The 22,895-nt window shown below is 61.0% G+C and carries 13 protein-coding genes; 11 read left to right on the forward strand and 2 right to left on the reverse strand.

The annotated features are described in order from the left end of the window. Positions 1 to 87: 87 nt before the first annotated feature. Positions 88 to 1,350, forward strand: coding sequence for an isocitrate dehydrogenase (NADP(+)) (gene icd / locus B1756_RS14640; RefSeq protein ID WP_086889210.1), 1,263 nt, complete (start codon positions 88 to 90; stop codon positions 1,348 to 1,350). A gap of 624 nt (positions 1,351 to 1,974) precedes the next feature. Next, positions 1,975 to 3,552 (forward strand): right-handed parallel beta-helix repeat-containing protein, encoded by a 1,578-nt coding sequence (locus B1756_RS14645; RefSeq protein WP_086889211.1) that lies wholly within the window; start codon positions 1,975 to 1,977, stop codon positions 3,550 to 3,552. Positions 3,553 to 3,688: 136 nt separating this feature from the next. Here B1756_RS14645 and B1756_RS19455 read toward each other — a convergent pair whose 3' ends face one another. Then, on the reverse strand, positions 3,689 to 3,826 hold the full coding sequence (locus B1756_RS19455; RefSeq protein WP_161493193.1) for a hypothetical protein: 138 nt from the start codon (positions 3,824 to 3,826) through the stop codon (positions 3,689 to 3,691). 165 nt (positions 3,827 to 3,991) lie between these two features. On the opposite strand from B1756_RS19455, the gene B1756_RS14650 reads away from it, so the two are divergent. From B1756_RS14650 to B1756_RS14670, 5 genes are all read left to right on the forward strand, one after another. After that, positions 3,992 to 5,614 (forward strand): Hvo_1808 family surface protein, encoded by a 1,623-nt coding sequence (locus tag B1756_RS14650; RefSeq protein ID WP_152031326.1) that lies wholly within the window; start codon positions 3,992 to 3,994, stop codon positions 5,612 to 5,614. Between the two features lie 68 nt (positions 5,615 to 5,682). Then, positions 5,683 to 8,859, forward strand: coding sequence for a type 2 lanthipeptide synthetase LanM family protein (locus B1756_RS14655; RefSeq protein ID WP_086889213.1), 3,177 nt, complete (start codon positions 5,683 to 5,685; stop codon positions 8,857 to 8,859). 10 nt (positions 8,860 to 8,869) lie between these two features. Further along, the gene (locus B1756_RS14660; protein ID WP_086889214.1) at positions 8,870 to 10,138 is read left to right on the forward strand and encodes an erythromycin esterase family protein; all 1,269 of its coding nucleotides are present in this window, start codon (positions 8,870 to 8,872) and stop codon (positions 10,136 to 10,138) included. A gap of 110 nt (positions 10,139 to 10,248) precedes the next feature. Next, on the forward strand, positions 10,249 to 12,156 hold the full coding sequence (locus tag B1756_RS14665; RefSeq protein WP_086889215.1) for an ABC transporter ATP-binding protein: 1,908 nt from the start codon (positions 10,249 to 10,251) through the stop codon (positions 12,154 to 12,156). A gap of 379 nt (positions 12,157 to 12,535) precedes the next feature. Then, on the forward strand, positions 12,536 to 13,600 hold the full coding sequence (locus B1756_RS14670) for an alpha/beta hydrolase (RefSeq protein WP_086889216.1): 1,065 nt from the start codon (positions 12,536 to 12,538) through the stop codon (positions 13,598 to 13,600). Between the two features lie 33 nt (positions 13,601 to 13,633). Here the strand turns inward: B1756_RS14670 and B1756_RS14675 are convergent, their stop codons facing one another. Continuing rightward, positions 13,634 to 14,698, reverse strand: a complete 1,065-nt coding sequence (locus B1756_RS14675) for an NAD(P)/FAD-dependent oxidoreductase (protein ID WP_086889217.1) — start codon at positions 14,696 to 14,698, stop codon at positions 13,634 to 13,636. Positions 14,699 to 14,906: 208 nt separating this feature from the next. Here B1756_RS14675 and carB point away from each other — a divergent pair, with 208 nt between their 5' ends. The 4 genes from carB (at position 14,907) to folP (ending at position 22,884) form a co-directional block, all read left to right on the forward strand. Continuing rightward, the gene (gene carB, locus B1756_RS14680) at positions 14,907 to 18,155 is read left to right on the forward strand and encodes a carbamoyl-phosphate synthase large subunit (RefSeq protein ID WP_086889218.1); all 3,249 of its coding nucleotides are present in this window, start codon (positions 14,907 to 14,909) and stop codon (positions 18,153 to 18,155) included. 213 nt (positions 18,156 to 18,368) lie between these two features. Continuing rightward, the gene (locus B1756_RS14685; protein WP_086889219.1) at positions 18,369 to 19,316 is read left to right on the forward strand and encodes a TraB domain-containing protein; all 948 of its coding nucleotides are present in this window, start codon (positions 18,369 to 18,371) and stop codon (positions 19,314 to 19,316) included. 123 nt (positions 19,317 to 19,439) lie between these two features. Further along, on the forward strand, positions 19,440 to 20,249 hold the full coding sequence (locus tag B1756_RS14690) for a hypothetical protein (protein WP_086889220.1): 810 nt from the start codon (positions 19,440 to 19,442) through the stop codon (positions 20,247 to 20,249). A 121-nt stretch (positions 20,250 to 20,370) separates the two neighbouring features. Continuing rightward, the gene (folP, locus tag B1756_RS14695) at positions 20,371 to 22,884 is read left to right on the forward strand and encodes a dihydropteroate synthase (protein ID WP_086889221.1); all 2,514 of its coding nucleotides are present in this window, start codon (positions 20,371 to 20,373) and stop codon (positions 22,882 to 22,884) included. The last annotated feature ends 11 nt before the right edge of the window (positions 22,885 to 22,895 follow it).

The raw sequence follows: 22,895 nt of genomic DNA on the forward strand, positions 1-22,895 counted from the left end.
GAGACGCGCCGACGCGGGCAGACCGGCACCCGTTCCAGACGGAAATGGTAGGTCTTTTACCCGCCCTCCGAGCAGTCTACAGACGAGATGAGTTACGACAAGATCGAGGTCCCTGAGGAGGGGGAAAAGATCACGCTCAAAGAGGGCTCGGAGACCGAACTCGAGGTTCCGGACAACCCAATTATCCCGATCATCTACGGTGACGGCGTCGGCAGTGACGTCGGTCCTGCAGCCCAGAAAGTGCTCGAGGCCGCCGCTGAGGCGACCGGCCGCGAGATCAACTGGATGCGCGTCTACGCTGGCGAGTCCGCTCGCGAGAAGTACGACGAGAACCTGCCCGACGAGACCGTCGAGGCGATCAAGGAACACCGCGTCGCGATCAAGGGCCCGCTGACGACGCCCGTCGGTGCCGGCTTCCGCTCGCTGAACGTCGGTCTGCGCAAGCTGCTCGACCTCTATGCGAACGTTCGTCCGACCTACCACCTCGACGGCGTCCCGTCGCCCGTCAAAAATCCCGAGCAGATGGACATGGTCACCTTCCGTGAGAACACGGAAGACGTCTACGCCGGCATCGAGTGGGAAGCCGGCACCGACGAAGTCGAGCAGGTCAAGGAGTTCGTCGAAGACGAGATGGGCGCGACCGGCGTCATCCACGACGGCCCGGTCGGCATCGGCGTCAAGCCGATTACGGAGTTCGGGACGAAGCGACTCGTCCGCGAGGCCATCGACTACGCCCTCGAGAACGACCGCGACTCCGTCACCCTCGTCCACAAGGGGAACATCATGAAGTTCACCGAGGGCCAGTTCCGCGACTGGGGCTACGAGGTCGCCGAAGAGGAGTACGGCGACGAGGTCATCACCGAGGACACCCTCTGGGAGGAACGCGACGGTGAAGCGCCGGAAGACGCCGTCGTCGTCAACGACCGCATCGCGGACAACATGCTCCAGCAGATTCTGACCCGCACCGACGAGTACGACGTCGTCGCGACGATGAATCTGAACGGCGACTACATGTCCGACGCCTGTGGTGCCCAGATCGGTGGCCTCGGCATCGCCCCCGGTGGCAACTTCGGTGAAGGCCGCATGCTCGCCGAACCCGTCCACGGCTCCGCACCCAAGTACGAGGGCCAGGACAAGGTCAACCCCACCGCCATGATCCTCTCGGGCCGCATGATGCTCGAGTACATGGGCTGGAACGACGCCGCAGACCTCGTGCGCGACGCCGTCGAGGAAACAATCTCCTCCGGCAAGGTCACCTACGACCTCGAACGCCAGCTCGAGGACGCCGAGAAGCTCGCCACCAGCGAGTTCGCCGAGGAAGTCGTCGCGAATATCGAAAAACTGGCATAAGCCAGTTTTTCGCACTCTCACGGCTTCGCCGTGAGAACATCGAGAAGCTCGCATAAGCTCGCTTCTCGGGCGTTCGGCTTTCACCGAACACATCGAAAAATTGACATAATCCAATTTTCTGGACAGTCAGGCCGCGAAGCGGACTGACGTTTTCGAGAAAACCCCATCAGGCTTCTCAAGCTCTCGCAGCGACGCCGCGAGAATATCGAGAAATTGTTGTAAACGCCTCTTCCGCAAGCTGGAACCGTTTAGAAAGTCCGCATGTTATCTACAGGACATTAGTATTCTGACTGTTTGGCTCGTAGCGGGTGATGTCGACTCGATCGAGTGGGACGTATTTCGGTGTGAACCAGTGAAGTGGGATACGATCTCGAGCCTCTCTTTCTGGGTCCGCTGTAACGGGTTGAAAGCAGCCACCGAGATCAGCGGACGAACAGTATGATTGCTGCCAGGTCTGTCGGTTCGCGGTCGGTATGGGGCTTCTTTCGATGGGAGTGGAACTATCATGTTCGAGCAGATCTAGTTCGGATTCTGATCGGCGAGGGGAAAGACTGAGCTGTTGATAACTATTATACTACACACCGAATAGAAAGTTTTTACATACTTATTATACCAATAAATAGTATGAGGAACGAGTGTTTGTCTCCGCTCTTGATTGTCGTACTCGTCATTGGCGGGACTTTCGCTGTGAGCGGGGTGGCTGCCGGTGGATATCACCCTTCGTTGACGACCGATCAAAGCGAAGGTGTTGCAACGATCGCCGGTGAAGACGAAACGTACCGTACGGTTCAAGCAGCGATAAACGACGCAACGGCTGGAGATACGGTCGAAGTGCGTAGCGGGACGTATCGGGAACCCATCATCGTAAACGAATCGATCGTTCTCTCGGCCCCTGACGGGGCGACTGTCGACGGAACCACTTCCCAGCAGAACGACCGAGGAATTACGATCAGTGGCGACAGCGAGCCGGTAGTCGATGGTTTCAGCGTGCAGGGATACGACGTCGGTGTGGCTGCGCAGGATACGGCGGGAGACTGGGAGATCCGAGAGATGGTGATCGAAGAAAACGAAATTGCTGGTCTATCTGCATCGAACTCGACCGGATCGTGGACCATTACAAACTCCACTATTCGAGAGAATTACCACGAGGGGGTTTCCGCCGCCGGTTCCAGCGGCGACTGGACGATCCAGTCTTCGGTTCTCGAGCGGAATCACGACGATGGAATCAACGGAGATTATTCGTCGGGCGAGTGGACGATCCGGGAGACGGTCATTCGATCGAACGGGGACGAAGGAATCGACGTGGAAAACAACACGGGGGACTGGCTGATCACTAACACTCTCGTCGAAGGGAACGATGACGACGGAATTGACGCAGACGGTCTGGAAGCGACAGGTAACTGGACCATCGAGGATTCCACTTTCCGTGAAAACGGAGACGAAGGAATCGACACCGACAACGCGCAAGGCGATTGGAAGATACGAAATACCACGATCAGTGAGAACGTTCAGGGGATAAATGCAGTCAACACGAGTGGAGACTGGAAAATCCACGATTCGACGATCGAGAAGAGTTTACGTAATGGTTTGAACACTCGTGGGTCATCAGGTGATTGGACTGTCGACGACACGATCGTACGAAACAATACGATCGTCGGCGTCGCCGCGAGAAACGCGTCTGGGGAGTGGTCGATTCGCAATACCGATATCGAGAACAGTACTGTCGGTGTGTTTGCCGTCGCTTCCACCGGGGATTGGAGGATAACACACACGTCGATCAAAAACATTCAACTGTCCGAGTTCGGCTTTTCGACCGTCAATGAGGGGATCGGAATTGATGCACGCGAGACGAGGGGGTCGTGGGAAGTTTCGGAAGGACGTCTCGAAACGATCGACGAGTATTCGGTTGACGCGACTGGAGCAGCTGTTCGCGGCGATGCGACCGGGAACTGGTGGGGAAATCCCGAACCGGACGCTGTCTGTACCGGCAACGTTACGTGTGAAAATTCGTTGATGGAGGGCCCTAGTGATATCGGTGCCAGTGCTTCCGCTGAGACCGACACGTCCGATGACGAAGAGAGAGCGGAACGGGACGAACCAGATGCGGAAGAAATACCGGGATTTGGGGTGTCGGTCGTACTGATCGCTGTCACGACCTTTAGTTGTGGCCTATTCTACCGTAACCGATTGGACGGCTCCTGATGTAATAGAGTGATTCAGGTGCTGGACGACGGCTGAAACCGGACCGGTGTTGAGGTTTCCCTCTTCACGGATTCTGTAGCTTCCGATTTACTGGAACCGGCACAAATAAAGTGTGCTGCGGAATACCAGTGCGGTATTAGTGCAGGTCCGGACTGGTATCGTAACAGAACGCGATCGTCATGTGTCCCGCACGATCGTTGCCGCCCTCAACGGTGGGTTCTTCTCGTTCGTACATCGATTCGATGCGCTTCTTAGCTTGGCTGTTTCGCGCCATTGCGATTTTTAGTTCTATGTGTTATAACTTAATGTTTTTTATCTAAATTCATATGTTTCTATGTTACTGGAGATGGTATATAAAATAGTATATATAAATAGTATTATCCACATTCGGCATGCTATGGAAATCACTTAGTTGGTGGAATTTATAGTGTGATAATAGATGGAGAAATCAAAATCGCATTATCGATCAATTACTGTATTACTCACTGGAATAATCGTACTAACTGGAATCGCTGGAATCGCAGGCAACGCTGCCGCGTCGCCCGTGGATCGAGTATCCGCGGGCCAACTGGATGCGAATGTAGCGGTCGATGCGGAAAGCGACGAGACGACCGTTCAACTCAATCAATCGGAGATAGATGAACTAACCGAACGAACAATTGAGCGAGTCGAAAAGATACGTGAACTAGAATTTAAAGAAGACGTGGATGTGGAGGTGATTTCGGTCGAAGAGTTCGCCGATCGGAACAGGGATGCATTCGCCGACACTTCGGAGTCGGAGGCCACACGAGAGAACGTGAAGTGGGAGGCGATGATGATGGTAAACGAGAGCACTGATGCAACCGAACTCCAGCAGGCGAACGCCGTCGAAGGACCGCGTGGCTATTACGACCCTGAGCACGAACGGGTCGTTCTCGTCGTAGACGACGAAGCGTCACCGGAACTCAATGAACTAGTTCTCGCACACGAACTTGTTCACGCGCTTCAGGACCAACACTTCGATATCAGCGATCGCTTTCACTTCTCCCCGTTCGAGCGTCCACCGATGACACAGGACGAGTTGAACGCGAAGAACGGTATCGTCGAGGGCGATGCCGTCCGTGTCGAGCAACTGTATCTCGATCGTTGTAGCGAAGAGTGGGAGTGTCAAATTCCTGATAGAATGCAAGCGGATGATGACGAACTTCCAGATAGACAGTGGGGAATGTATCTGGTGAGCCTCCAGCCATATAGTGACGGCCCTAACTTCGTCAATCACGTAGAATCCGACCACGGCTGGGAAGGTGTGAACGAAATCTATGAGAATCCACCTGCGAGTTCGCACCAAGTGATCGAACCCGAAGCATATCCGGACGACGAACCAGCGACGATCGAGTTCACAGATCGAAGCTCGAGCGACTGGGAGTTGGTCGAAGGAGAGGGCGATCAACCCGACTATGAGTCCGTTGGCCAGGCAGGGGCCGCGTCGATGCTCTTTTATCCGTACTACGACTCGGATCGTGACGACGAGGCGCCAGTGATTCCGGTGCTCAGTTTTCTCAACCTTACGGACTCCGGAGAACTGAGCGAGTATAGACCCGTCAAGTATGCGAACAACCCATACGTTTCCGGATGGAACGGGGACGCGCTGTATCCGTACGTGATGGAAACGGAAGCCGGTGCGAAAGAAACAGCGTACGTCTGGAAGAGCAACTGGGAGACAGAGCGTGATGCCGAGCGGTGGCTCGACGGGTACACCGAATTACTCAACTATCACGGGGGGGAGGAGAGCGACGAGAATCCGAATGTGTTCGTCATTCCGGACGACAACGATTTTGCGGGCGCCTACTACATCGATCGATCAGGCGACACCGTCATAATTGCCAATTCACCTACTGAAGAAGAGTTACCCGCAGTATATGACGCTAGTGCGGTCAACGGTGAACGACCGTCCGAGGATGAGCCGGTAGACGGCGGCGGAAGCGACGACTCATCGGACGGGCTGTCAGGATTCGGTATTGCAGTGACAGTTGTCGCTCTTATCACTGTAGCGTCGTCGTGGCGCAGGCTAGCGGAACGCTAGTTACCAAACTGAGACTCCGCCCAGAATCCTACCAATTTTTTATATTTATGGGCAATATATTATAGACGATGGGATCTAAGGCAATTCTGTCTGAACGAGAAAGACGAACGATCGCTGGACGCGCTCGAACATTACAAGAGCGGCTCGAGACGACCGGTGACGAAACCGAATCCGTCGTTGACGTCGACGACGTAATGGACAGGTGGCGGGAGCACGTTGCGAACGCTGATCCCGATGTATTTCGGACTCGACTGGATCGTGAGGGGCTCGACGAGCAAACGTGCCGGAACCGCATCGACGACGGTGGCTGGCCGTCGAACGAGCCGCTCCCGGCGTGGATCGATCGACTAGAGGCCCTGCTCCAGTACGTACACGAGAGCTCCCCTTCCGACTACGCGATTAGTGTAGACGAGGAACTACCGTTCGTGGACATTCTCCTCCCCGTTCTCGCCTTCGCGCGAGAGGGCATCGAACCCGTTTCCACCGAGTGCGTGACAGCGGATGCAGTTGAGGACCTGATTGAGATCCTCGCAAACCGCCTTTCGAAACTGTGGTCCCACACGGTGTTCATCGAGTTCAAAACACATATCGCGGAACGAGATCCGGACCTCGTCTTCGACGACGGAGACGTCAAACCCGATTCGATCGAACACTACGAGGAGTTTTGCGATCGAATGCTTCGCGACGAACTCGCGGCGTTTTTCGTCGAGTACGCGTTTTTGGGTCGACTTGTGGTCAGCGTAATAGACCAGTGGAAAAACTGGGTCGGTGAGTTGTGCGATCACGTGACCCGGGACCGAGAGCGACTGAACAAACGTTTTGGATCCGAAACAGCCCTGGGACCCGTGGTGGAAATCGATGCGATGGGGGACCCACACCACGGCGGTCGACGGGTGCTCAGCGTCACGTTTCAGTCCGGTACGACCGTCGCGTACAAGCCGCGCAACTCGGACATCGTCGCCGGATTCTACGATCTCCTGGACTGGATAAACAGGACCGGTGATCTCCTCCACCTCGAGACCCTCGAGGTCCTTCCCAGGGAGACCTACGCCTGGATTGAGTGGGTGGAACCAAGGACTTGCGGGTCCGAGACCGAGGTACGCAACTATTATCGAAGGGCAGGGATGCTCATCGCCGTTTTCTACGCGCTCGACGCGACGGACATGCATCTCGAGAACATCGTCGCCGTCGGGGACCAGCCGGTTGCAATCGACGTAGAAACGCTCGCCCAGCCGATGGTCAAGCCACAGAATCGGTCGGTGAACGAGGCGATCGAAGTAGCGAAAGACACCGTGGTCCGAACGGGAGCGGTTCCGGAACACGTCCAGTCACCGGACGTCGACGACGTCGCGGGCTTTTCGGCGAAACAGCTCGAGGTAAACATCACCGTGGACCGCTTCACCGACGTCAATACGGACCGGATGGACATCGAGTCGGTTCCACACCCGAATCGGGAGGGTGAAAGTCTCCCACAGTATTCCGGAGAGGTAATTGAACCCGAGGAGTACTCCGGTGCGATCGTTAGGGGATTTGTGGACGTATACGAGCTGTTTATGGCGAACGAAGGCGCCTTGTTGAGCGATGACGGTCCGATAGAGCAGCTGATCGAAAGAGAGCCGAAAGTACGGGCCCTGTACCGAGACACGGCGGTCTACACGAAAATCAACCGATCAGTGACGTCTCACTCGTACCACCGAACCGGACTCCGGTTCGGAACGCAGGTCGAGTCGCTCGCGAAGTTGCTGATTTCTGGCGAACTCGATCGGGACGTCTGGCCAATATTCGAGTGCGAGCGGAGTATCTTACGACGATTCAATACGCCTCGTTTCACCGCGAAGATCGACAGTACGGATATATTTAATCGAAACGGGACGGTCGTCGAAGACTTCTTCGAATCGAAGGTCAGCGATCAGATTCGAGACCGAATTCGTGGATTCAGCAAGGCAGACCTCGATGAGCAGGTAACGTATCTTCGCTGGGGGTACGGGGAATACGAGCAGATCCACGGAGGTGGCTCAACGGCGACGCTCTCCGCCACTGAGCTGGCGACCGGTGAACCGATCGACGGGTTGGTACTCGAGGAATCTCGACGACTGTACGACCGACTCATCTCGCACTCGAGACGCGACGACGGACTGCCGACGTGGGTTCTCCGCGAGGTGATGCAAGAGAGTGGAATCTACATCCACCCCGTCGAAGACAATCTCTACAGCGGCCGGCTCGGTATCGGACTGTTCGCCGCGGGATTAGCCCGACTCGACGACGACGAGTCGTACCGCGATTTTGCACTGGACGTCGTCTCTCCGGTGATGACCAGACTAGAGGACGACATCTCACCTCCGTTCCCAATCGGCGGGGGCGTCGGACTGGGATCGATGGTGTACGGATTCACAAAGCTCGGCGAACTGTTGGCAGACGATGCGTGTATCGCCGCCGCGAGCGAGGCGGCAAGGAGGATCGACTCGGAACGGATCGCCGCCGATAACCGATACGACGTACTTCACGGGAGCGCCGGTGCAATTCTCGGATTACTCGCCCTGTACGAGGTAACAGGTGAGGAGGACATCCTGGACCGAGCGGTACAGGCGGGGGACCACTTGCTGAATCACCGCCACGATCACCAGGGAGTTCTCACGTGGAGTACACCGTCTATCGGTCGTCCGTTGTGCGGGTTCGCTCACGGTGTCGCCGGAATAGCATATGCGCTGTTCCGCCTCGGCAGTACAACCGATGCCGCACGTTTTTCCGACGCCGCTCTTGAGGGGATCAGATTCGAGCGCCAACAGTACGATCACCAGGCCCAAAACTGGCCGGACTTGCGGCCCAATACCGAGACGGACTGGATGGACGCCTGGTGTCACGGGCGGACCGGTATCGGCCTCGCTCGCCTCGGGATGTACGAGATTGAGCAAATTCCCGAACTTCGTCGCGATGTCGACCGGGCGCTTCAGGGCATCGAAACGAACGAGTTATACGCTGCCGATCACCTCTGCTGTGGCAATTTCGGTCGGATCGAGTTCCTTCGGCGGGCGGCTCGAACACTTGATGAGCCCACTCACCTAGTGGATGCGAAACGACTTGCGGCTGCCAGCGTGGAACGGGCCACCTCGTCTGGACAGTTCTCGACACCGTGGCAAACCGAGCACTGGTACAATCCGTCGTTTTTCACCGGTGAGACGGGTATCGGATACTCGTTGATGCAGTTCGCCGCCCCATCACTACCGTGTGCGGTTCTGTGGGAGTGACAACACAACCATGCAAGAGCGATTCACGAGACATCTCGAACGATACACGACTCCAATACAGGAAACACGTCCCGGTGCGAGCGTCGACGATCTCGCTCCGCTCGGCGACCGGTTCGATCGAAAGCGGATCATCGGACTCGGAGAAGCGACACACGGTACGAAAGAGTTCTTCCAGCTGAAACACCGCCTCATACGTTTTGCCGTCACGGAACTGGATTTTTTATTGATCGGGCTCGAATCGAACTTCGCAGAAACGGTCGCGATTAACGAATATGTGATCTCGGGATCGGGTGAGCCGTACACCGCACTCGCCGGTCTCTCTTACTGGCCGTGGAAGACCGAAGAGATGCTGGCACTCGTCGAGTGGGTTCGGATGTACAACGAAGGACGACCGGATTCACAGAAGGTTCAGTTCTACGGGTTCGATATGCAATCGGTGCGAGGATCGGCGCGTCGAATAGAAACAATCCTCAAACGGGTTGATGCCGACTGTCGTGCGGAACTCGAATCGGAGATAACGACGCTCACGACGACGCTCGATCCGACGGACAGCGACAATACCTTCGGCTGGCTGACTGCGGCGACGACGGTTGTGACGGAACTGAGAGACCGATTTCGCCGACGGGAAGACGCCTACCGGGCGCAGTTAACTCCTCGAGAGTGGCAGTTGGCTACCCACCATCTGCGCGTTATCGAACAGAGTCTCGAGTTCCACGAGTCCGTGAGTGCGTCGAACGATGCCGACCCAAACGGCGTTCGTGACAGATGTATGGCGGAGAACGTGTCGCGAATTATGGGGTTAGCAAACGAGGATCGAATCATACTTTGGGCCCACAACGGCCACCTCAAACGAGGCGAGTTCGCGACGTCCCACCGAGCGAACGCACCGAAAACCATGGGACACCACCTCGAGCAGGAGTACGGTGATCGATATCATCCAGTTGGCTTTGAATTCGGAACCGGAGCGTTCCAGGCATACCCGGACCCAGACACGAGCCAGGAACTCAGCTTGCGATCGTTTTCCGTCGAGTCAGTCCCCGACGAAACCGTTCCGGCGGTCCTCGCAGGTGTCGATGGTTCGTGCTGGTATCTCGATATCACGTCGGCGGTAGGCGATCAGGTCGTCGACGACTGGATCGATACCGAACAGATTATGCACAATATCGGCTCAGTACACCTGGGAGAATTCGACGCCTACGTGCCTGTCACGTTAGCGGAAGCGTTTGACGGGTTAATTTACGTAACAGAAACGCATCGCGCAGTTCCGATCGACGCCTAATGCACTACGCTCGTTTGAACGTCGACTGAAACTATCCTTCCATACGAATGTATTTTTGGGAATAACGAGCGAAGATAATATATGTGAGACGCTAATCTCATACGGATACAATGGGAGAAGTGGACGCTTCTGGGTCCGACGGGACTAACTCTACTACCCTGTTCGAAAGCGAACAGGATGACATTGGCTGGCCGATCCCCCGGTTATTTCTGGAGTTTGGCCCGAAATACAAGATCCTGGTTTTGGGAGCCCTTCTCACGTCGGTACTGGGACCGTTTGTCAATCTCATCCCTCCGTATATTTTACAGACGGCAATTGATGCCGTGTTACTGGGTGATGAACCGTTCTCTCTGCCGGGTGTCTCCCCCGATCGACTCCCCGAGGACCAACTTCAGCAACTGTATCTGGTTTCCGCGATCATTATCGCCGCCTCTGTGGCCGGTGCGGTGCTTTCGTGGGCCGGCGGTTGGACCTGGGGTCTCTTCTCACAGGAAGTTCAGCACTCGATTCGGACCGAAACGTACGAAAAGGTCCAAACGCTCGGAATGGGGTTTTTCGATTCGGAGGAGACCGGCCAGATAATGAGCGTTCTTAATAACGACGTGAATCGGTTAAACCAGTTTCTCAAGGATTTTCTCCGTGATTCGCTTCATATCACCACGACGTTGCTCGGAATCACCATACTGTTATTTATGCTCCACTGGGAGTTCGCCCTGATCACGTTCGTTTTCTTTCCGATAATGACGCTTCTCACCAGGTATTTCGTGAAGCGGATTCGGCCAAAGCACGAAGCGGTTCGAAAACAGGTTGGTTCACTGAACGCCTGTATCGAAAACAACATAAGCGGAATTCGGGTAATCAAATCGTATACATCAGAGTCGAACGAGGCAGATCGTATCAGAGACTCATCAGAGAGGTTGTATGACAAACGGTGGAACGTCATAACGACTCGAATCAAGTTTTTTCCTGCTGTTTCAGCCGTTAACTGGATCGGATTCGGTGCGATCATCATTATCGGTGGAATCTGGATCATCAATGGTCCACCGCTGTTTTTCTCCGAACCGCTTACTGTCGGGACTCTCGTTGCGTTTCTCGTCTACAACGAACGGCTGATGGAACCGATACTGGTCGGCGGAAAACTCGTCGACAGGTACTTCAAATCGCGTGCATCGGTCGTACGGATCTTTGCGCTGCAAGATTACGAGACGGAAATCACGGAAACCGACGATTCAGTCGATATTGAACCAATGACGGGAGATGTACAGTTCGTAGACGTTACCTTCAGCTACGACGAGAAACCGGTGCTGAAAAACGTCGATTTGGAGATCAACCCGGGTGAGTTCGTTGGAATCGTTGGATCGACGGGATCCGGAAAGACGACGTTGACGAAGCTGTTGCTTCGCTTCTACGAACCCGACTCGGGCATGATCCTGATCGACGGTTACGAACTCGATCGAGTTTCCCTCGAAAGCTTGAGACGATCGATCGGTGTCGTCCACCAGGATCCGTATCTCTTCTCCGGAACGGTCCGTGACAACATTTCGTACGGAAGTCCCGAGGTGACAGAAGCCGAAATAGTCCAGGCGGCAAAACGGGCAAACGCACACGATTTTATTTCGGACCTCCCCGATGGGTACGATACGGCCGTCGGTCAACGAGGCGTCAAACTCTCCGGTGGCCAACGTCAGCGAATCTCGATCGCTCGAGCGATTATCGGTGATCCAGACATCCTCGTTCTGGACGAGGCAACATCGCACGTGGACAATCGAACGGAATCACTGATCCAAAACTCCCTCTCGGACATCGTCGCCGATCGGACGACGTTTGCGATCGCGCACCGACTCTCGACCGTTCGCCACGCCGACACGATACTCGTCCTAGACGATGGCCGGATCGTCGAACGAGGAACACACGACGAGTTGCTTCGCCAAGATGAGTTTTATTCTGATCTGTGGGAGATGCACATTGGAGAAGGAAATCAAACGTCCATCGAACGGGCCGGCTACACGAAGCCGTAACGCCACTCACGCTCGAGTCACGATCGTCGGTCAGCGGACGGGTCCACGGCGGGAACGTAGCGCTGGTGATTGCAACCAAGGACGGTTCGACCGCGTCGGCCACGTGGTACGTCGTAGAGCGATCGCTTGACCTTGATCCAGCGTCCCCGCGGAAACGCGAAAACGTAGACTGAGACTCCCACCGCGACGCGACCGGAGTTCGAGTCGGCCCGCGACCCCGAAGACAGTGAGCGCGACCCTCGAGGTGGTGCGGCCGATTGCGTCCGGTCATTTCTATCGCGTACTCCATCGATTTCGAGTATCATAGGTACTGAAATCCCGTTCTCGAAACAATCAATTACGGTTATTCGCCAGTTCGGTGTGTATTTGGCTGGAATACATGACAGACGATCGCGACCTTCCGGCGACACCACGGCGAACCTTCCTCGCCGGGGCCGCCGGTGTGGCAGCTCTCGGAACGGCTGCGACGGCCGGCGCGAGCGACCACCACGAACGCAAACGCGAGACGCCGAAGACGACCGACGACGGGGACCTGACCGGCCACGACCTCACGATGGACGACGGCTACCGGCTCCGCGTGTGGGAGCGGACGGCCAGCGACGATCCCGAGGAGGCGGTCATCTTCGTCCACGGAATGACCTACGGCGCGGTACCGATGTTCGACCCGCCCGTGGCCCCGGACTTCGGTTGGCTGCCGTTCGCCGCCGGGCGCGGACAGGCTACCTTCGCCCCCGACATGCGCGGCTACGGCGATTCGGAACGTCCGCCCGAGTACGACGAACCGCCGGAGGCGAACACTTCCGGGCTGTCGTTCGAACGCGAAGCCCGTGACATCCTCGCGTTGACCCGCTGGCTCCGCGCGGAACGGAACTTCGACCGCATCCACTACGTTGGTCTCTCGGGAGGAACGTGGCGCGGCCGGGCCGTCTACACGCTCGGCGACCCCGACTACGCGACGGTTACGCTCGCCGGCGGCTCCTTCGAGACGCTCCCGGTTGGTGCCGAGCCTGATGGCCCGTTTTACCTCCCACACACGCGCGAGGAGTTCGACGCGGCGTTGACCGGCGAGATTCCTGAGGGTGAGGCCGTCGACGACTGGCTCGGCGGCGACGAGTTCACCGCTCGGGAAGTCCTGGATGGCGTCTGGCAGCCGATCGTGACCTCGAACCAGCGCCTCGCGGAGCCGGATACGATCGCCAATCCGCTCGTACTCCAGCAGGCGACCTACCATCCGAAGCACATCGACGATCCGACGCTCGTGATCCGTGCCTCGGGCGACGAGACGATCAGTCGTGAGGGGGCGTTGAACCTCTACGATGGCGTCGGCGCGATCGAGGATCGAAAACGGTACGTCGAACTCGCGGGGGGAACCCACTTCGTGTTCTTAGAGCGCCGACGCCAGGCGTTCTTCGAGGAGGTGTACGGGTTCCAACAACGGTACTGACGACGAAGGGGCTGGTTCGATCGTACCAGCCGCTCACTCGGAGCGTTCGGCCATCCGCTCGCCGACCTCGAGTCCGTTCCGGAGCGCGGCCGCGACGCGACCCTCGCCGGCGACCCAGTCGCCCGCCACGAAGAGGCCGGCTGTCTCGGCCTGATCGAGCGGCGCGCTCCCGAGTTTGGCTTCGGGAAGCGCGTAGCGCCAGTGCTGGTGGTCCGTCCAGTCAGGGTCTGTGAGTCGGTCGTCGCCGACGACCTCGGCGGTGAGTCTCGCGAGCTCTGCCAGCGAGGCTTCCGGGTCGTCGTCCTCGCGGGCCACGGACCACTCGTGGTTCGCCTGTACGACGAGCAGTGACTCTCCCTCCGGGACGTGGCCGGGTTTGCACTCCTCGCGACCGATCCAGCCGATTTCGTGGTCCTTTTCGGGATTGATAAGCGCGTAGTACGGCTCGTCGAGCGCGAACGGGTAGTGGAAGACGCCGGTGAAGACCTGCCGGTAGGGGACAGAGCCGACGGCCTCGACCAGCCCATCGCGGGCCTCTGCGTCCCAGTCGGTCGCCCGGAGGAGCGCGGCGGTCTGTGGGGCCGGCGGCGTCAGGAGGACGGCGTCGAAGGGCCCCCATCGGTCGCCGCCGGCGTCCGTGAGGTGCCACCTGCCGTCGTTCGATCTGCCGGAGTCACCGGGTTCGCCTCCGAACTCGAGCCGTTCCACGCGCGTCCGCCGGTGGACCGTCGCGCCCGCCCGTTCGAACAGTCGTTTGGCGATCTGGGTCAGGCCGCGGCGGTACGTCCACCGCCGTCCGGACGGTTTCCGGCCCGGCGAGACGGTGCCGTCGGCGTCGAGCGTCCAGGTCGGCTCGGCAATCTCGACCAGCCCGTCGGCCTCGAGCGACTCGGTCAGCAGCGTCGCGACGCGGTCGTCGTCGGTGACGTAATTCGCGCCGTAGTCGTAGACGGTCTCATCGCGCCGGCGGGTCGCCGCCCGGCCACAGACGCCGCCTGACTTCTCGAGGACGGTGACGGCGGCGTCTGTGCGTTCCGAGAGGACGTGGGTCGCGGCCGCTCCAGCGGCACCGGCACCGACGACGCAGATCCGTTGCATACTCGTCGGTGGCGCTCCGGGAATACGAAAGCTGTCCCAAACGGAGTGGGCTGTCGGCGTTCGAGGATCGCGGCTCTGTAGACGCCTGTCGGGACGACTACGGGAGGGCGGTCGCTCGCCGCCGATTCGAATTTCGAAATCGGATTTCGAGATTCGTATTGTTTCGTGGCGCTTATTACGATGTGCGAACTTCGAACGGACAGGACCAATGAGTACGGATCAGAGCGAAGCCGGCACGGGAGACGGACGCACGATCCTCCTGATCGGAAGCGGACCGATCCAGATCGGGCAGGCAGCCGAGTTCGACTACTCGGGGGCACAGGCCTGCCGGGCATTGCAGGAGGAGGGGGCCGAAGTCGTCCTCGTCAACTCGAACCCGGCGACGATCATGACGGACCCGGAGATGGCAGACCGGGTCTACATCGAACCGATCACGACCGAGGCGATCGCCGAGATAATCGAGAACGAACAGCCAGACGGCGTCATCGCCGGTCTCGGGGGCCAGACCGGACTGAACGTCACGGCAGAGCTCGCCGAGGAAGGCGTTCTCGAAAAACACGACGTCGAGATCATGGGGACGCCGCTCGACACCATCTACGCGACGGAAGACCGCGACCTCTTCCGCCAGCGCATGCAGAAGATCGGCCAGCCAGTTCCCCGGTCGACGACCATCTCGCTCGACGAGGGTGAGTCGGTCGCCGACCTGACCGAAGCCGACCTCGAGGAGCGCGTCGAAGACGCCGTCGAGGCGGTCGGTGGCCTGCCGGTCATCGCTCGCACGACGTACACGCTCGGGGGGTCCGGATCGGGCGTCGTCCACGATTTCGAGGAACTCCTCGCCCGCGTCCGCAAGGGACTTCGTCTCTCGCGAAACAGTGAGGTGCTCATCACCGAGTCCATCGCCGGCTGGGTCGAGTACGAGTACGAGGTCATGCGCGACGCCGACGACTCCTGTATCATCATCTGCAACATGGAGAACATCGACCCGATGGGAATCCACACCGGGGAGTCGACGGTCGTCACGCCGTCCCAGATCGTCCCCGACAGGGGTCACCAGGAGATGCGCACCGCGGCGCTCGACGTCATCCGCGAACTCGGCATTCAGGGCGGCTGTAACATCCAGTTCGCCTGGCGCGACGACGGAACTCCCGGTGGCGAGTACCGCGTGGTCGAGGTCAACCCGCGCGTCTCGCGCTCCTCTGCGCTGGCCTCCAAGGCGACCGGCTACCCGATCGCTCGCGTCACCGCGAAGGTCGCCCTCGGGAAGCGCCTCCACGAGATCGAAAACGAGATCACCGGCGAGACGACCGCTGCCTTCGAACCCGCGATCGACTACGTCGTCACCAAGGTACCACGCTGGCCCAAGGACAAGTTTGACGACGTCGACTTCGAACTCACCACGGCGATGAAATCCACGGGTGAGGCGATGGCCATCGGTCGTACCTTCGAGGAGAGCCTCCTGAAGGCCCTTCGTTCGAGCGAGTACGATCCAAGCGTCGACTGGGAGGAGGTAAGTGACGAGGAACTCGAGGAGCGCTATCTCGAGCGTCCCTCCCCCGACCGCCCGTACGCGATGTTCGAGGCGTTCGACCGCGGCTACACGGTCGAGGAGGTCGTCGACCTGACGGGCATCTTCGAGTGGTACACCGAACGCTACAAGCGCATCGCCGAGTCGACTCGCGCCGCGCAGGAGGGTGACTTCACCGAGGCAGCGATCGTCGGCCGGACGAACGCCGCGATCGCCGCGACCGCCGGTGCCGACGTCGGCACCGTCGAACAGGAGGTTCCGGGTCGCACCTACAAACAGGTCGACACCTGCGCTGGCGAGTTCGAAGCCCAGACGCCGTACTACTACTCCGCGCGCAAAGACGAGTTCGAGTCCGGCCCGCTCGTCGGCGACGCTGCCGCGGGCGAACTCGAGGTCGACCGCGACGTCGAGAGCGTGATCGTCGTCGGCGGCGGCCCGATCCGCATCGGGCAGGGCGTCGAGTTCGACTACTGTTCGGTCCACGCGGTCCAGGCCCTGCGTGAGATGGGCATCGACGCCCACGTCGTGAACAACAACCCCGAGACCGTCTCGACGGACTACGACACCTCCGACGGCCTGTTCTTCGAACCGATCACGGCCGAGGAGGTCGCCGACGTTGCAGAGGCCATCGACGCCGACGGCGTGATGGTCCAGTTCGGCGGCCAGACCTCGGTCAACATCGGCGAACCGCTCGAGGACGAACTCGAGCGCCGTGAGCTCGACTGTGCGGTCATGGGAACGAGCGTCGAGGCGATGGACCTCGCCGAGGACCGCGACCGGTTCAACGCCCTCATGGACGACCTCGGCATCGCCCAGCCCGAAGGCGGTACGGCGACGTCGAAAGAAGAGGCACTCGAACTGGCTCACGAGATCGGCTACCCCGTTCTCGTGCGTCCCTCCTACGTGCTCGGCGGCCGCGCGATGCAGGTCGTCTACGACGACGCCGAACTCGAGGAGTACATCGAGGAAGCCGTTCGCGTGAGCCCGGACAAGCCGATCCTCGTCGACGACTTCCTCGAGGGCGCGGTCGAACTCGACGTCGACGCCGTCGCCGACGGCGAGGACGTCCTCATCGGCGGCATCATGGAACACGTCGAGAGCGCCGGCGTCCACTCCGGCGACTCCGCGTGTATGATCCCGCCGCGTTCGCTCGGCCGGGACGTCAACCGTCGTGTTCGCGAGGTGGCAGAACAGATCGCCCGCGAACTCGACACCGTCGGCCTGCTGAACGTCCAGCTCGCGGTCACCAACATCGACGATCCGGACGCAGAGAGCGAGGTCTACGTCCTCGAGGCCAACCCCCGTTCCTCGCGCACGGTGCCGTTCATCTCGAAGGCGACGGGCGTCCCGATCGCCAAGATCGCCGCGAAGGTCATGACCGGCACCTCGCTCTCCGAACTCGACGTCGAAGAACAGGTCCCCGAACAGGTCTCGATCAAGGAGGTCGTCCTGCCGTTCGACCGCCTGCCGGGGTCGGACCCGCGTCTCGGCCCGGAGATGAAGTCGACCGGTGAGGTCATGGGCACCGCCGACACGTTCGGCAAGGCCTACGACAAAGCTCAAGACGCCGTCGGGAAGCCCGTCCCCGAGAACGGAACGGCTATCGTCGACCTCTCGGCCGACGAGTTCCCCGACCCCGACACCGAGGCCGGCGAAGAACTCGTCGCTGGCTTCACCGAGTACTACGACCTCTGTGAGGAAGTCGACCTCGTCGAGGCCGTCCGCAGCGGCGACGTCGACGTCATCGTCTCCCGGGACCGCACACTGCTCGAGGCCGCCGTCGAAGAGGAAGTCACCTACTTCTCGACCGAGGCATCGGCGAAAGCCGCACTCGAGGCGAGAGCCGCACGTGACGAACCGATCGACGTGCAGGCGATCACGGACCGCCCACAGCGCGACGAGTACTGGGGACAGCCCAAGGACGCCTGATCGGTCCAGTAACTGCCACTCACCGATACTCTGGCCCGCATCGTTGATCACTTCCGTTCAGTCCCACGCTTCCGACGTTCCCTTTCCTGCTGCGTTCTGCCACTCCGCTGCCGACCGCGGGTTCGCTGCCGAATCGTCACACTCGAGTCGAGCTCTCACCCCAGTGAGAGACAGCCCGCGTTTCAAGCCACCGGGCGTCCAAGTTTCCCCTGTATGTCTGGCTCTGACTCCGATCCCGAGGCTGGTTCCGATGCAGCCGACGAGCGCGGCTCGATCACGTTCGTTCCGAGTGTCCACTTCTCGCCGGTCCACCGCCGCCGCGTCCGGCGGACGATCCGCGAGGTCGATCCGGACGTCGTCGCCGTCGAACTCGATGCCCGCCGGTACGACCGTATCGAGCGGAGTATCGACGGTGGCGCACTCGACCTCGCGCGTGACCTGCCGCCGCCGACGGCGCTGACCTACCGGCTCTTGCGGACGATCCAGCGAACGGTCGTCCGGCTCTTCGGTCTCGACCCGGAGCTGACCGACATGGAGGTCGCGATCGAGACGGCTGCCGAACGGGGCCACGAGGTCGCGCTCATCGACGACCCACTCGAGGACACCGTCGCGTCGCTCACCCGCCGCGTCGGAATCGATACGATCCCGAAGCTCCTGATGCGGGCGAGTCGACTCGGGCCGGAAGAGCAGGCTCGCGCGCTCGAGATGACGAGCCTGCCGTTCCGGGACGTCCGGTCCGGCGACGACGTCCAGCCAGCGATCGACCAGATGCGCCGGCTCCTCCCCGAGGTAGCCGAGGTACTCGTCGACCGGCGCGACCGATCGATGGCTCGACGGCTCCACGCGCTCAGGAACGAGGGCGTCGACGTCGTCGCCGTCATCGGCGCGGGCCACCACAACGGCATTCGTGACCACCTCGAGCGCCTCGAGCGGCTGGACCGCACCGGGGACACCACCAGCGCCGAGGGGATCGGTGGCAGTGACGCCGCGTCAGAGACGGCTGTCGGCGAGGAACCGCGGGATCGACTCGACTCGGGCGTCCCCGTCGGGTCGGGCGATACGGACGTGGTCGACGAACCACTCGACGTGGCCGATCTCGAGGGCGTCACGGTGCCACGACGGCGACCAACCCGGGACGTGACGACGATCCCGATCGAGTGAGGTTCCGACAGCGTCGATCGCGCGTCTCGATCGCTCCTCACCGAGCAGGTAGACGGTTCTGCAGGTGCGACCCTCGACACGGTCACCTCAACGTTTATGTTCGACAGACATCCTGTTAGCACAATGAGCGGATCGTCGTCCCGTGTCGTCTCCGGGGGTGACCGCCGAGCGCTCCTCACCGGTATCGTCGCAGGTCTCCTGAATCTCCTCCTCGTCGTCGTGCTCTACGCTCGAGACGGCTACCCGACGCTCGAGTCTCCAGCCGCGACGGCAGTGCTCGCGGTCACGACGCTCCTGGTCGGTGCGATCCCGATGTTCGTCACCGTCCAGACCCGGCTACTCACGCCGGGAATCGGGTTTCTCACGTTGCTTATCGGAGCGACGACACTCGACCTGCGGACGCCAGCTCCCGAGTGGGGCGAACTCGACGGATACGTGATCGTCGAGGGACCGACCCACGTCGGGAGTTACGCGAACCGGTGGTACCTCTGGCTCGGCCTCCTGCTGTACGCGGGAGTCCTCGAGTTCGCCGTCCGCCGCCGGTACGGGATCGCCGAGAATCGTCTTCGGGACCTGCCTGCGATTCCCTCGAGTCGGGCAGGTCGTCTTCGCATCGCTGCGGCCGGCGGCGTGCTGATCGGAATCGCGACGGCGCTGCTCGTCCTCGAGAGCGGCATCAGGCCCCCGCTGGCGGCGACAGCCGTCTTCGTGGTCGCGTTCGCGGTGGCCCTCGTGCCGCTGGTCGGCCTGCTCGAGCGCCGGCTTATCCTCCCGACGCTGTTGTTTCTCGCACTCGTGCCGTACCTGCTGGTCTTCGAGGCGTTCGTCACGACCGACAGTCCGGTCCACATCTTCCTGTTTGGCCCCTACGCGATCCTGCTCGCCGCCGTCGGTCTGCTCGAGGCGATCGTCAGATCCCGGTTCGGGGAGTGACCTCGTCTCCCCAACTCGGGTGGCCGGATACCGACCGGAAACCGCCGCTCGAGCGTGTGGACGGCTCTCAGACGAGACTCGACTCCGACACCCTAAAGCGCGCGCACTCTGTGGATCGGGTATGGAGTATCACGAGGCGGCGGACTTCGTGTTCGGCCTGCGGCGGTTCCGGCCGAAACCGGGCACGGAGTCGACGGCGCGACTGCTCGCCTCCCTCGAGGATCCCCACGAGGGCATCGACTGCGTCCAGATCGCCGGCTCGAACGGAAAAGGATCGACCGCCCGAATGCTCGAGCGGACCCTCCGCGAAGCCGGGCTCTCCGTGGGACTGTACACCTCGCCACACCTCGAAGACCTCCGCGAACGGATTCGCGTCGACGGTCGCAAGATTCCGCGGACAGCGGTCTGTGCGTACGTCGAGGCCGTTCGTGACTACGTCACCGACGCGGCCGCAGACGGCTCCTCGCCGACGTTCTTCGAGGCGATGACCGCGATGGCCCTGTGGCATTTCGACCGTGAAGACGTCGACGTTGCCGTCCTCGAGGTCGGCATCGGCGGCAAGTACGACGCCACGAGCGTCGTGTCGCCGGTCGCGAGCGCGGTCACGAGCGTCACCCTCGAACATACCGGGATCATCGGCGACACCGAGGAGGCCATCGCCCGCGACAAGGCCCACGTCGCCCCTGACGACGCGTCGCTCGTGACCGCCGTCTCCGGCGACCCGCTCGAGGCAGTCCGTGAGGTCGCAGGCGACGTCGTGACGGTCGGCGATGGGAGTGCCAAGGACGCGGCTGCCGGTGCCGACGCTTCGGCGGACGTCCGGGTCACCTACGGCGGCCTGACCAACCACACCGAGGCGGCCGTCAGCATCGAGGCCGACGACTGGAGCGTCGAGACGAAGATTCCGTTCCCCGGCGCACACCAGGCGACGAACGCGGCGATCGCCGCCGCCCTCGCCCGACAACTCGCCGACGTCGACGAGGCCGACCTCGCCCGCGGGCTTCGAAACGCCCACTGGCCCGGCCGCTTCGAGGTGATGGACACCGGGCCGCTGGTCGTCCTCGACGGTGCCCACAACCCCGGGGCCTGCGAGACCCTCGCCGGGACGCTCTCGAGTTGCGACTACGACGACCTCCACGTCGTCTTCGGCGCGATGCACGACAAGGACCACCGCGAGATGGCCCACGCGCTCCCCACTCCCGACTCGGTCGTCGCCTGCGAACCGACGCTCGACCGGGCCGAAGATCGGGCCGTCCTCGAGACCGTCTTCGCAGACGTCGGCGTTCCCGACACCGAGTCGGTCGCCGCCGTCTCCGACGCCGTCGAACACGCGCTCGAGCGCGCAGACGAAGGTGACTGCGTGCTCGTCACCGGCTCGCTCTTTGCCGTCGCGGAGGCCCGGTCCCGCTGGACGCGTGCCGACGTCCCGAAACGCGTCCGGAACCTGGCGGACGCTCGCGAGACCCTCGCCGGCGCGTCGGTCGCCGACGGGAACGTCCACCGACTTGGTGGTGACGCCGTCCACCGCGTCGTGAAGGTCACGGTCAGTCCCCGTCAGGCCGACGTCCTCGAGGCCGAACTGCTGCGGGTCGGCGGTGAGTGTGCGCTTCCCGACTACCGGCAGGGCGACGAGCGCGTCGACGCCGTCCTCATGGGGACGCTCGGCCAGTTCGACCGACTGACCACGACGCTTGCAGGCCGCTCCGGCGGCCTCGAGCCCATCGCCCGGGAACTCCGTGAGACGCTCGAACTGGGCGGCGAGTCGGGTTCGGAAGGTGTACCCGCCGAGACGGGCGCTGGCGAGAACCCCCAGTTCCCGTGGGACGAACACACCGCTGTCATGGGCATCCTGAACGTCACGCCAGACAGCTTCCACGACGGTGGCCGCTACGACGCTCTCGAGGACGCGCTCACCCGCGCGCAGGCCATGGTCGAGGCCGGCGTCGACGTGATCGACGTCGGTGGCGAGTCGACCCGACCGGGTGCCGACCCCGTTCCGACCGACGAGGAGATCGATCGCGTCGTCCCCGTGATCGACCGGATCGCCGACCTCGGTATCCCGATCTCGATCGACACCCGGAAAGCCGCCGTCGCCGAGGCCGCTCTCGAGGCCGGCGCGGACGTCATCAACGACGTCTCCGGGCTCGAGGACCCGGCGATGCGGTTCGTCGCCGCCGAGCACGACGCCGGCCTGATCGTGATGCACAGCATCGACGCGCCGGTCGTCCCCGGTCGAGAAATCGACTACGACGACGTCGTCGAGGACGTGATCGACGAACTCGCCGAACTGGTCTTGCTCGCCGAGAAGGCCGGTCTCGATCGCGAGCGGATCGTCGTCGATCCGGGGATTGGCTTCGGCAAGACTGCCGCCGAGAGCTTCGAACTCCTCGGGCGGATCGACGAGTTCAACGCGCTCGGCTGTCCCGTCCTCGTCGGTCACTCTCAGAAGTCGATGTACGACCACGTCGGCCAGCCAGCCGGTGACCGACTCGAGTCGACGGTCGCCGCGACCGCGATCGCCGCCGACCGGGGCGCAGACGTCGTTCGCGTCCACGACGTCCCTGAAAACGTTGCGGCCGTCCGCACTGCACTCGCAGCCAGCGATCCCGACCAGTTTTCCTGGCGCTCGGACTGACTGCGAGTCCC

It is taken from the genome of Natrarchaeobaculum aegyptiacum (genome assembly GCF_002156705.1).
GTDB classification, from domain to species: Archaea; Halobacteriota; Halobacteria; order Halobacteriales; family Natrialbaceae; genus Natrarchaeobaculum; species Natrarchaeobaculum aegyptiacum.